At 29.9% G+C, this 12491-nt stretch carries 12 protein-coding genes; 10 read left to right on the top strand and 2 right to left on the bottom strand.

Annotated features, from left to right (window positions below; all coding sequences use genetic code 11):
- Positions 1–30 precede the first annotated feature (30 nt).
- Together bamE and CNZW441b_RS07250 are read right to left on the bottom strand one after the other, a co-directional pair.
- Positions 31–306 carry an outer membrane protein assembly factor BamE domain-containing protein gene (gene bamE, locus CNZW441b_RS07255; protein ID WP_216681376.1) on the bottom strand — a complete coding sequence of 92 codons (276 nt, stop codon included), beginning with the start codon at positions 304–306 and terminating at the stop codon, positions 31–33.
- Positions 307–705: 399 nt separating this feature from the next.
- Positions 706–2244 carry a multicopper oxidase family protein gene (locus CNZW441b_RS07250; RefSeq protein ID WP_216681375.1) on the bottom strand — a complete coding sequence of 513 codons (1539 nt, stop codon included), beginning with the start codon at positions 2242–2244 and terminating at the stop codon, positions 706–708.
- Positions 2245–2346: 102 nt separating this feature from the next.
- Here CNZW441b_RS07250 and nspC point away from each other — a divergent pair, with 102 nt between their 5' ends.
- The 10 genes from nspC to CNZW441b_RS07200 all read left to right on the top strand — a co-directional run bounded on the left by nspC (position 2347) and on the right by CNZW441b_RS07200 (position 12470).
- Positions 2347–3495 carry a carboxynorspermidine decarboxylase gene (gene nspC, locus CNZW441b_RS07245; protein WP_216681374.1) on the top strand — a complete coding sequence of 383 codons (1149 nt, stop codon included), beginning with the start codon at positions 2347–2349 and terminating at the stop codon, positions 3493–3495.
- Between the two features lie 294 nt (positions 3496–3789).
- Complete coding sequence (locus tag CNZW441b_RS07240) at positions 3790–4470, top strand: TorD/DmsD family molecular chaperone (protein ID WP_131165728.1); 681 nt, start codon at positions 3790–3792, stop codon at positions 4468–4470.
- Entirely contained in the window at positions 4457–4648 is a 192-nt protein-coding gene (locus tag CNZW441b_RS07235) for a twin-arginine translocation signal domain-containing protein (protein WP_131165727.1), read from the top strand. The genes CNZW441b_RS07240 and CNZW441b_RS07235 overlap by 14 nt, the downstream gene beginning before the upstream one ends.
- Entirely contained in the window at positions 4648–7452 is a 2805-nt protein-coding gene (locus CNZW441b_RS07230) for a formate dehydrogenase subunit alpha (RefSeq protein WP_131165726.1), read from the top strand. The genes CNZW441b_RS07235 and CNZW441b_RS07230 overlap by 1 nt, the downstream gene beginning before the upstream one ends.
- Positions 7449–8090, top strand: a complete 642-nt coding sequence (gene fdh3B, locus CNZW441b_RS07225; RefSeq protein WP_131163086.1) for a formate dehydrogenase FDH3 subunit beta — start codon at positions 7449–7451, stop codon at positions 8088–8090. Before CNZW441b_RS07230 ends, fdh3B begins: the two co-directional genes overlap by 4 nt.
- On the top strand, positions 8087–9019 hold the full coding sequence (locus CNZW441b_RS07220; RefSeq protein ID WP_216681373.1) for a formate dehydrogenase subunit gamma: 933 nt from the start codon (positions 8087–8089) through the stop codon (positions 9017–9019). Before fdh3B ends, CNZW441b_RS07220 begins: the two co-directional genes overlap by 4 nt.
- A gap of 142 nt (positions 9020–9161) precedes the next feature.
- Positions 9162–9587: a MerR family transcriptional regulator gene (locus tag CNZW441b_RS07215; RefSeq protein ID WP_216681372.1), complete on the top strand. Its 426-nt coding sequence runs from the start codon at positions 9162–9164 to the stop codon at positions 9585–9587.
- A gap of 68 nt (positions 9588–9655) precedes the next feature.
- Entirely contained in the window at positions 9656–10837 is a 1182-nt protein-coding gene (locus CNZW441b_RS07210; RefSeq protein WP_216681371.1) for an MFS transporter, read from the top strand.
- A 45-nt stretch (positions 10838–10882) separates the two neighbouring features.
- Positions 10883–11377: an NAD(P)H-dependent oxidoreductase gene (locus tag CNZW441b_RS07205; protein WP_216681370.1), complete on the top strand. Its 495-nt coding sequence runs from the start codon at positions 10883–10885 to the stop codon at positions 11375–11377.
- A gap of 115 nt (positions 11378–11492) precedes the next feature.
- Positions 11493–12470 (top strand): aldo/keto reductase, encoded by a 978-nt coding sequence (locus CNZW441b_RS07200; protein ID WP_216681369.1) that lies wholly within the window; start codon positions 11493–11495, stop codon positions 12468–12470.
- Positions 12471–12491: the final 21 nt, after the last annotated feature.

The following is a 12491-nucleotide window of genomic DNA, read 5'->3' as shown; positions in this document are numbered from 1 at the left end:
AGAAAAATTCTTTTATTGTAAATATTTATTTTAGTTGAGTAAAGGATTACTATTTTCTGAGCCTTGGGTTTTATATTTTTTAACTACTATGCCTCTTTTATTAAATTCAAAAACAGTGCTTTCATCTTTATCAAATCTAGGTAAAGAAGTAATTCTAGTAAAATCATAATACCATATTTCTTTATTGCCTATATTTGTTTTTCTTATAGGATAGCCTATAATTTTTTCTATATCTTCTTGCGTGCTTTTTCCTATAATAATTGCATCTAATTTATTTTGATTAACTTCTAATCCTTTTGATAACAAGCACTTAAGCTAAGTCCTAAGAAAATCCATAAAATGTATTTCATAAAATTCTCCTTATTGTTTATCTTTTAAAGCTTTTGAGATTTTTTGTTCAACTTTATATTGATTAAGAGCATAAATAGTCTAAATCATAGCAACCAACCAATAAGAGTGATTTGCAAAATAAGACAAATTAAAGCAGCAAAAGGTCTTTTAATGGTTAAAAACCAAGTCAAGGCAAGATAAAACAAATTATTAATCTCATATTTATCCTTTATTTAAAAATAAAAATTCCATTATACCCCACCCCATAAAAATAAGCTTAAATATAGTTATAAATTTGAATTTTGTAGAGTTTTGGTGAAAAATTGTAGATTAAAATTATTTTTGGAATTTCAATACCAAAAAAGGTATTGAAAGTTATTTTTGTATTTCTAAGATACCCATCATACCTAAATCTTCATGTTCTAAGATATGACAATGATACATTCTAATACCTTCATAATTTTGCACCATTCTAAGCCTTAATTCTTCATTTGGACGCACGTTAATAGTATCTCTTAAGGCTCTAAAATTTGCTTTTGCAGTTTTGCCATTTAGTTTAGAGCTTATAAGTTCAAATTGTGTTCCGTGTATATGAAAAGGATGATCCATATGAGATTTATTTATAATGACCCAATCTTCTACTTCATTTAATTTTGATTTAAGATCAATACGTTTCATATCAAAAACTTTTCCATTTAGTAAAAACATAGAAGCAAGAGATTTTTTTATCTCATCTTCACTTTTTTTGTCTATACCATGCATTTGCATGTGATCTTCGCTCATAATGACTTCTTTAAAATTCTTAGGTTCTTCTTGTTTTTTGAATTTTTTTAAAGTTGAAGGGATATTGTTAGGATTTTTTTCTATTTTAATATCTGCTAAAAATAAATTCCTAGGTTCTTCTTTTATGAGCATTTTATCTCTATCATAATAAAGACTTTCTAGTTTAAATTCTCCTAGTTTATCGGCTTTTATTAGAACTTCAACTCTAGATGCAGGAGATAAGAATAATTCTTCTTGCTCTATAGGTTTTTCTATGAGCCCGCCATCTGTACCAACAAGAATGAATTTTGCATTTTGAATTTTTAAATTTAAATATCTTGCTGAGCAAAAATTATAAATACGTATTCTTTCTGCATTAATTGTAATTTTAGGTTTTAATTGTCCGTTGATTAAAACGATTTCACCTTCTCTTCCATTGAGCCAATCATTTAAATTATTTTCAGGAATTTGAGCTTTATCATCTAAACGTAGATCGCTAATAACTAAATCTTTTTCTTCTAGATGAGATAAGGCATCTTTTTTAGCTTTTACTACAAAGACTCCAGCTAAACCCATAAAAACTTGTTTGGCTGTGATGTAGTGAGGGTGCGGGTGATACCAGTAAGTTCCTGCACAATTTTGTGGTAAAGTAAAACGGTAAATTCTCTCTCTTCCTGCTAGAATAGGATCATGAGGATTGCCATCTTGATCAGGTGGTACTGGAAGCCCGTGCCAATGAATCGTAGTTGGTTCTTTGAGTTTATTTTTAACAAGAATTTCTATAGTATCTCCTTCATAAACTTCTATTTTGGGTCCAGGGATAAGATCATTATAGGTATAGAATTTGGTTTTAAAACCTTTAATAATTTCTAATTGACTTTCTTTAATTTCTATAGTGGCTCTAAAAAAATTTTTTTCTTTGCTTTCATTTTTGAGAAGTTTTAAGGCATTTAAATTTTGATGAGCTGGAAATTTTTTTTCATCTATTAAATTTACATTTTTGCTTAATTTTATAAAGCTTGTATCTATATTTGAGGAATTTGTTAAATTCATAGAATGCATGTTATGCATATTGTGAGAATTTGCAGCATAAGCTATACTTGCACTAACACCTGTTAAAATATTAAATTTTAAAAATTGTCTTCTATTCATTATTTATCCTTTTTGCTTGGGTTTTTGATTATATTATTTAAAATTTAAATGTTAGTAAATGTTAAAATATGCATTATGAAATATTTTTATTAAGGTAATGAAATGTTTGATTTTGATGTGAAAACTCCAGCTTATATTTTAGAAGAGAATAAATTAAGAAAAAATTGCGAACTTTTAGCAAGTGTAGGTGAAAAAAGTGGTGTTAAGGTATTGTTGGCTTTAAAAGGTTTTGCGTTTTCAGGAGCTTTGAAAATAGTAGGAGAATATTTGCAAGGTTGCACGTGTAGTGGACTTTGGGAGGCAAAATTTGCTAAAGAATATATGGATAAAGAAATTCATACTTATTCTCCTGCTTTTAAGGATGATGAGATAAAGCAAATTTCGGATTTATCTCATCATATAGTGTTTAATTCTTTGTATCAGTTTGAAAAATTTAAAAATTTATGCTCTAAAAATTCTTTAGGACTTCGTTGTAATTTGGAATTTTCTTTAGCACCAAAAGAGCTTTATAACCCTTGTGGAAGATATTCAAGACTTGGAATTCTAAGTAAAGATTTAGAAAATGTGGATTTAGATGGCATAAAAGGACTTCATTTTCATGCGCTCTGTGAAGAAAGTGCTAATGCCTTAGAAGCCGTTTTAAAAGTATTTGAAACAAAATTTGGCAAATGGATTAAAAAAATGCAATGGGTTAATTTTGGTGGTGGACATCATATTACAAAAAAGGGTTATGATGTTGAAAAAATCATTACTTTATGTAAAAATTTTAGCGATAAATACGGTGTGCAAGTTTATCTTGAACCTGGCGAAGCAGTTGGCTGGCAAAGCGGTGTTTTATTAGCAAGTGTAGTTGATATAGTTGAAAATGAGAAAAAAATAGCTATTTTAGATGTCTCAAGTGAAGCTCATATGCCAGATACTATTATAATGCCTTATACAAGTGAGGTTTTAGATGCAAGGATCTTAACAACAAGAGAAAACGAAAAGATTTCAAATTTGCAAAAAGGAGAGTTTGCTTATCTTTTAACAGGAAATACTTGTTTGGCTGGAGATGTAATGGGTGAATATGCTTTTAAAAAAGAATTAAAACGGGGAGATAAAGTAGTATTTTTAGATCAAATTCATTATTCTATAGTTAAAAATACTACATTTAATGGAGTAATACTTCCTAATTTGATGCTTGTAAATCAAAAAAATAAGCTTCAAATGGTAAGAGAATTTTCTTATGAAGACTATGCTAGAAGGAATTAATATTATTTCCAAATAGCATAAAATAATCTATATCAATGAATGCTTATATATTTTAATTTATATTTTATTTAAGTGCTTATAATGATAATTTAGATTAATCAATGCCTATGTTTTAGTTGTTTGAATTAATTTTGGCTTTTAATTTTTTTATAAAATTCAGTTTTTTTTAAAACAAATAATACTAAGATAAATTTTGTATAAAATAAGGTAAAATCAAATATTAAGCCATATTTGCATAATAAAAACTTATTTTATTTCCTAAATTTTAACAAAGAATTTTATCTAGGATTTTGTATGGATTTAGACAAATTAAGACTAGCTAGAAGTCTTTATTATCAATGTTTTGGAGAGCTTTTTATATTTTCTTTTTCTAAACAGAGATTAGCTTCTTTAAATGACTGTTTAAAAATAATGAAAGAAAATTTATTTGATGAAAGTTTGATTGATAGCTTTGATATTTTGCTCGAAAATTCTAAAACAAAATTAAATTTATTTTTTAATGAATATGATAATCTTTTCTTATCTTTTAAAAATTCTATTCCTACGACTTTTTCTTATCTTGAGGAAGGTTTTGAAAATTCAAGGGCGCTTATTTGTGTTAGGGAAATTCTTATGAAAAGCAAAATAAGACGCAATGAGAATTTTTTCAAAGATAGCGAAGATAATATAGGTTTTTGCTTCTTTTTAATGAGTGAATTTTTAAAACAAGAAGAGCTTTTAGCAAAAGAACTATTTGAAAAGGTTATTAATCAAAGTATTGATGAGTTTATTATTTTAATTTTGGAGCACCAAGAAGCAAAGCTTTATAAAAAAATAGCTTATATTCTAGGTGCTTTTATAGAATTTGAAAGGTCTTGTTTTAAGCTTAGTAAAAATACAAAGACTATTTCTAAAAAAGTACAAAATGATTTATCTAGATCTGAATTCTTAAGAAGAGAGGCAAATAAAAAAAGGAGGGTAGGTGAAAAATCGTAGAGAGTTTCTTAAACGATCAGCGTTAGCTTTAGGTGGCGCCAGTTTATTATCTGGTGTAAATTTAGCTTTAGCTAAAGATGAAGATCGTAAGGATTTAATCAAGGGTAAGAGTAAAAAAAAAGAAATACTTTTTCAAAGAAGTGCTAATTGGGAAAATTATTATATAAAGGCTGAGTGATGTCAAGTATAAATGAAAATATCAAACTTAATCGTCGTAACTTTTTAAAGATGGCTGCACTCTCTTCTTTAGCAACACCTCTTTTAGCAAGAAGTGAGAGTATCAGAGAGGCAAGCGAGAGCGAATTAAAAGAAGCTTATGAAGGTAGCAAGAAAGTAAAAACAGTTTGCACAGCTTGTTCTGTTGGTTGTGGAATCATTGCAGAGGTAAAAAATGGTGTTTGGGTGCGTCAAGAAATCGCTCAAGATCATCCTATAAGCTCAGGAGGACACTGTTGCAAAGGCTCTGATATGATTGATATGGTGCGTTCACATGTGCGTTTAAAATATCCTATGAAAAAAGAAAATGGAGAGTGGAAACGCATAAGCTATGAACAAGCTTTAAATGAAATTGGAGAAAAATTAGCTTCTTATCGCAAAGAAAATCCTGAAAGTGTTATGTTTTTAGGTTCTGCAAAAATGAGCAATGAGCAAGCTTATTATGTGCGTAAATTTGCAGCATTTTTTGGAACAAATAATATAGATCATCAAGCTAGAATTTGACACAGCGCAACAGTCGCCGGTGTGGCGAATACATTTGGTTATGGCGCTATGACAAACCATCTTGGAGATATACAAAGAAGTAAATGTATTATTATTATTGGAGCAAATCCAGCTGTAAATCATCCTGTAGGCTTTAGACATTTTTTAAAAGCAAAAGAAAAGGGAGCAAAACTTATCGTTGTGGATCCTAGGTTTACAAAAAGTGCAGCTAAAGCGGATATTTATGCAAGAATTCGCCCAGGAACTGATATTGCCTTTATGTATGGAATGCTAAAAATTATTTTCGATGAAGGTTTAGAAGATACAAAATATCTTGATGAAAGAGTTTTTGGGATTGATAAAATCCGTGAAGAGGCAGCAAAATGGACAGCTGAAGAAGTAGAAAATGTCACAGGAATTTCAAAAGAACTTTTAGTGCAAATTACTCATGAAGTGGCTAAAAATAAACCAACTACGCTTATTTGGGCTATGGGTTTAACCCAACATACAGTAGGAACTTCAAATACGCGTTTAGCTCCTATTGTGCAAATGGTACTTGGAAATATAGGTAAATTTGGTGGCGGAGTTAATATCTTACGCGGGCATGACAATGTTCAAGGTGCTTCAGATATGGCGTGTTTGAGTGAAAATTTGCCAGGCTATTATCCCTTAAATGAGGCGACTTGGAGATATTATGCCAAAATTTGGGGCGTAGATTATGAGTGGCTTTTGGGAAATTTTGTAAGCAAAGATTGGATGCATAAAACTGGGCTTTCACTTGCTAGATGGTGGGCAGCAGCTTTAAATGGTAAAGATGGAAATGATGCTATTGATAATGCAGGAACACCTTTAAAAGCTTTAGTAGTTATGGGAAATGGTATCACTTCAACTGCACAGCAAGTTAAAGTAAAAGAAGGTTTAGAGGCTTTAGAGCTTTTAGTTTTAGCTGATCCTTTTGTGAATGAAGCAGGAATTATTGCAGAAAGAAAAGATGGAATTTATCTTTTACCTGCAGCAACTCAGTTTGAAACAAGTGGAAGTGTAACAGCGACAAATCGTAGTGGACAGTGGAGATTTAAAGTTATAGACCCGCTTTATGAAAGCATGGAAGATCAAGAAATTTTATTTGAACTTTCTAAAAGACTTGGTTTTTATGAAGATTTTACTAAGACCTTGCGTGATGAAAAAGGTGAAATTCTTTGGCCTGAAAATGCTACAAGAGAAATTGCTAAAGCAGTTAGAAGTATAGGACTTAATGGCTGGAGCCCTGAAAGACTTAAAAAACATACTTTATACTGGGATAAATTTGATGAGGTAACTTTGGAAGGTAAAGATGAAGTTGCAGGTGAATATTATGGACTTCCTTGGCCTTGTTGGAGTGATAAACATCCAGGTTCTCCTGTGCTTTACAATACTGATATCGAAGTAGCAAAAGGTGGTATGGGCTTTAGAAATAATTTTGGACTTGAATATGAAGGTGAAAGTTTATTAGCTAAAAATGCACCTTTAAATTCTCCTATTAATACAGGTTATCCACAAATAACCAAAGATAATATAGAAAAAGTTCTAGGTATCACTTTAAGTGCAGAGGAAAAAGCTAAAATGGGTTCTACTTGGTCTTATGATGATAGTAATATCATAGCAACTAAATGTATAGAAAAAGGCATAGTTCCTTATGGAAATGCTAAAGCTAGAGCTGTGGTTTGGACCTTTAAAGACAAAATTCCACTTCACCGCGAACCTTTGCATTCTCCAAGAAATGATTTAGTGCAAAAATATCCTAGCTTTGAAGATCAAAAAGCACTTTATCGTGTGGATACTAAATTTATTTCTGTGCAACAAGCCAAAGATTATTCTAAAGAATTTCCACTTAATCTTGTTACTGCAAGGCTTGTAAATTTAAATGGTGCAGGTATGGAAAATAGAGCATCTATGTATTTAACACGTTTAACACCTGAAATGTTTTGCGAGATTAATCCTGAGTTAGCAAAAGAACAAAACATTAAAGCAGGGGATATGATTTGGGTACATTCTCCAGAGGGAACTAAAATTCATGTCAGAGTAAAGGTTAATCCAAGTGTAGCAAAAGATATGATATTCTTGCCTTTCCATTTTACAGGGGTTATGCAAGGGGTAGATTTAACGCATAATTTCCCTAAAGGAACTAAGCCTTATGCAAGTGGAGAAAGTGCTAACACTGTAACAAATTATGGTTATGATATTATGTGTCAGATTCCAGAGACTAAAGGTGGTCTTTGTAGAATCAGTAAGGATGGAAAATGAGTAAGGTAAATTTTGCAAATTTAGAAAAAGAACGTTTAAAATTCTTTTGTGATAACGAACGTTGTATTGACTGTAATGGTTGTGCAGTAGCTTGTGATGAGGCGCATGAACTTCCTATTAATATCCGTCGTCGTCGTGTGATTACTTTAAATGAAGGAATTCAAGGAAAAGAGGTTTCAACTTCTATTTCTTGTATGCATTGTGATGATGCGCCTTGTTCTATTGTTTGTCCTGTGGATTGTTTTTATATCCGTGCTGATGGTATTGTTTTGCATGATAAAGAAATTTGTATAGGTTGTGGGTATTGTCTTTATGCTTGTCCTTTTGGCGCACCTCAATTTCCAAAAGATAGTGTTTTTGGAAATAAAGGTATTATGGATAAATGTACTATGTGCGCAGGAGGTCCTGAAGAAACCAATTCAGAAAAAGAAAGAGAGCTTTATGGACAAAATCGTATCGCAGAAGGTAAAGTTCCTGTATGTGCAGCTATGTGTTCAACAAAAGCACTTTTAGTAGGAGAGAGCTCGAAGATTGAAGAAATTTATCATAATAGGCTTATGAATAGAAATTATGGTATTTTAAATCCTTCAGAAAGCATAGAGTGGAAAATCGCCTATACAGGAAAGGAACGTTTATGATAAAAGTATTAATAGCACTTTTAACAAGTTTTGTAAGTTTATTTGCCTATGGCAATGAGAGAATGGGACAAGATACTCAAATTTGGGATTTTCACCGCATTACAAATATCCCAAATTACGATACCTTTGGCAAGCTTTGGACAACCTTACAAGGTGAATATATAGCCACTATAGCTTTAATAGCTGTAATTGCTGTATTGGCTGCATTTGCTTTGCATTATATGGTTATAGGACCTAAGCAGTTTTCTCATGATGGAAAGAAAATTTATGCCTTTACCTTATTTGAAAGAATTTTTCATTTTATAGCAGCAATTTCTTGGGTTATTTTAGTTCCAACAGGATTTATTATGATGTTTGGATCTTATTTTGGAGGAGGAGTTTTTGTAAGAGTTTGTAAAAATTTACATGCTTTTGCAACAATTTTATTTATCATTTCTATTATCCCTATGTTTTTATACTGGATTAAAAGAATGCTTCCTGCAAGTTATGATATTAGATGGATGATGATAGTTGGAGGTTATTTAAGCAAAGTAAAACGTCCTGTGCCTGCAGGTAAATTTAATTTTGGTCAAAAGTCTTGGTATTACATTGCTGTATTTGGTGGCTTTTTGATGATTATTACGGGTGGATTTATGTATTTTCTTGATTTTAATTCTGTAGCAATTCAAAATCTTTTTGGTTTAACTCAAATTGAACTTTTAAGAATTTCAGCTATAGTGCATAATTTCTTAGGTATAGTTTGTGCAGTATTTTTTGGCGTGCATATTTATATGGCTGTTTTTGCTATAAAAGGAAGTATTCATTCTATGATTAATGGCTACAAAGAAGAAGAAGAAGTTTATATACTCCATTCTTACTGGTATAAGGAACTAAGTAATAAAAAACAGATTGAACCTACTTTCTGTTATGATCCTAGTGTGAAAATTTAAATTCTTTTGACTTTCTAAAAATTTTTTAGAAAGTCTTTATAATTATTATCTTATTTTATTATGATTTAATTTTTCTTTTATCTTAATGTTATACTTTAATAATATTTTACTGATTTTAAAATATAGTTATTAAAGGAAAAATATGGCTTATACAATCATAGAAGTAGAAAGAAAAACAGGAGTTTCTAGTAGAACACTTAGATTTTGGCTAGATAAGGGTTTGTTTCCTTTTGTAGAAAAAGATAAAAATGGAGTGCGTTATTTTAGTGAAAAGGATTTAGAATGGGTGATTTGGGTGGATTGTTATAGACAAATTGGTATGAGTATTGAGGATCTTAAAAGTTATATTTTTTTATGTGCTAAAGGAAAGAGTACTACAAAAGAGAGATTAGAGATTATTTTAAAATTAAAAGGAAAAATTCTACAAGATATAAAAAAATTTCAGAGTATTTTAGAAAAACTTAATTTTAAAATAGACCTTTATGAAAAAATGATTATGGAAGATAAAGATGAGTTAAATCCTTTGAGTAAAGATTATATTAAATGTAAAAAACGGGTAAAAATTTAATTTTACCCTTGACTTACACTAAGTGTTAGGTTTTATACTTTTAAAAATTTAAAAATTGAAAGGATAAAATGCTAACTTTAAATAGGGATAAAATATCTAATTCTCAAATTATTTTAGTATTTTGTTTAGGTGTATTTGGAATTTTAAGCACAGAGCTTGGAATGATGGGGATTATTCCTGTGGTATCTGAAAATTTTCATGTGAGTATTTCTGATGCGGGTTGGAGCGTGAGTGTTTTTGCACTCGTGATAACTTTTTGTGCACCTATAGTCCCTTTGCTTTGTGCAAATTTCAATCCTAAAAAATTAATGCTTATTTGTCTTTTAGTTTTTGTATTTTCTTCTTTGGCGAGCGCTTTTACAAATGAGTTTTGGCAATTGCTCATTTTTAGAATTATTCCTGCTTTTTTTCATCCTATTTATATAGCTCTTGTTTTAAGTATGGTTGCTAATTTAGTTGAAGATAAAAAAGAAGTCCCAAAAGCTACGGCCAAGATTTTTACAGCGGTGAGTGCAGGGATGGTTTTGGGTGTGCCTATGACTAGTTATTTTGGTGGAAATTTTAGTTTTGAAGTGGCGATGTTATTTTTTTGTATTTTAAATAGTTTATCTTTTTTAGCAACTTTGCTATTTGTGCCTGATTTTAAAAGGGTAAATCCTGTTAAAATAACTAAGCAACTACTTATCTTAAGATACCCACTTTTGTGGATTAGTATTCTTTGTGTTATCTGTATAAATGCGGGAATTTGGGGATTTTATTCTTATTTTTCTGATTTTTTGTATAGTGTAGCAAAGATGAATTTTACTTTCATTAGTGTTATATTGGCTATTTATGGTTTTTCAAACATTATAGGTAATTATATAGCAGGAAAAACTCTTGTGAAAAATGCACATTTTACTTTGCTTTTAACGCCTTTGCTTATGATAATAATTTATATTTTGCTTTTTAATTTTTATGATCAAATTATATTAGTAATGTTTGCTTTTATATTGGGAATTTTGGGTGGAATAATGAATAACGGCACACATTTTATGATAAATCATCCTTTTCCAAAAGCTCCTGATTTTAGTAATGGACTTTTTATAAGTGTAGCTAACATAGGATTGAGTAGTGGAACTGCTATTTGTGGAATGGTTATATCTTTGAGCAATACACGCTTTATTGTTATAAGTACTATTTTTTTGTTGATTTTAGGAATTGTAATGATTTTATTAAGAAGGAGGGTAGAAAAAATGAAATTAAGATTTTAATTTTAAAATTTAATAACCTTATATTTTATACTAAAAGGAGATAAAATGAAAACTTTAATTATTTTTGCTCATACTTTTTGGAAAGATTCAAAAGTAAATCATGCTTTATTAGAAAGCATAAAAGATATAAATAATTTAAAAATTCACAATCTTAGTACAAGTTATAATGATGGAAAAATTGATATTGATAAAGAACTTATTTTGTTAAAAGAAACAGATAAAATCATCTTTCAATTTCCTCTTTTTTGGTTTAGCACTCCAAGTTTACTTAAAGAGTGGCAAGATAGAGTTTTAAGTGCAATTTTATATGGCGAAAAAGAGCTTTTAAAAGGTAAATTTTTTCAAGTTATTACAACTTTAGGCGGTGCCGAGCAAAGCTATGATGGGCATCATGGTGCTACTTTAGAAGAGCTTTTAAAACCTATTTATTATAGTTTTGAGTATTTAGGATGTAAAAGTATTAAGCCCTATGCTATTTTTAATGCAAACATTAATACTCTTGACTTAAATACTTATAAAAAAGTGCTTGGTATAGATTAAGATTTATTAATTTAAAATAGTTTTTGTTATAAGTTATTAAGTTTATCTTTACTCAAAGAAGCTTTTTAAAAGTCGCAAAATAAGAGCTATTTTTATAATTATAAAAGGAATAAAAATGCAAAAAAGAAAATTAAGAGATTTGCAAGTTAGTATTTTAGGTCTTGGTTGCATGGGTATGAGTTTTGGTTATGGAGAAGCTAAAGATGAAAAAGAGATGATAACACTCATTCATAAGGCAAAGGATCTTGGTATTGATTTTTTTGATACAGCTGAAGTTTATGGTCCTTTTATTAATGAAGAATTAGTGGGTAAAGCAATAAAAGCTTTTAGAAATGAAGTAATATTAGCAACAAAATTTGGTGTTAGGATTGAGGGTGCTAAGCAAATTGTTGATAGCACGCTTAATAAAATTAGACAAAGTCTAGAGGGTAGCTTGAAACGTTTGCAAACGGATTGTATTGATCTTTATTATCAACACAGAGTTGATACAAATGTTCCAGTTGAAGAAGTTGCTAATTTAATGAGTCAGTTTTATAAGGAAGGAAAAATTAAGGCTTGGGGGATGAGTGAAGCAGGAGTGCAAAGCATTAAAAAAGCTCATGCAGTATTCCCACTTAGTGCGGTGCAAAGCGAGTATTCTTTATGGTGGAGAGAACCTGAAAATGAACTTTTAAAAGTTTTAGAAGAATTAAATATAGGTTTTGTTCCTTTTTCTCCTTTAGGGAAAGGATTTTTAGCAGGTAAATTTGATGCAAATTCTACTTTTAAAAATAATGACTTTAGATCACAAGTTCCGCGTTTTAAAAGTGAGAATTTAAAAGCTAATTTGGATTTAGTTTATGCATTAGAAGATATAGCAAAAGCTAAAAATGCTACTTTAGCACAAATTGCTCTTGCTTGGGTTTTAGCGCAAAAGATATTTATTGCGCCTATTTTTGGAACAACAAATTTACAAAGATTAGAAGAAAACATTAACGCTGTTAATATTGATTTTACTCAAGAAGAATTAAGTCATTTAAAGAGTATCTTAGAAAAAATAACAATCAAAGGGGATCGCTATGCAGGTGAAGCAGCTCTTAGAGTTGGGAAATAAAAGTTTATTTCTTATAATGAT

Origin of the sequence: Campylobacter novaezeelandiae (assembly GCF_018968685.1) — a bacterium.
GTDB lineage: Bacteria > Campylobacterota > Campylobacteria > Campylobacterales > Campylobacteraceae > Campylobacter_D > Campylobacter_D novaezeelandiae.
This window is presented reverse-complemented; position numbering and strand designations above follow the sequence as displayed.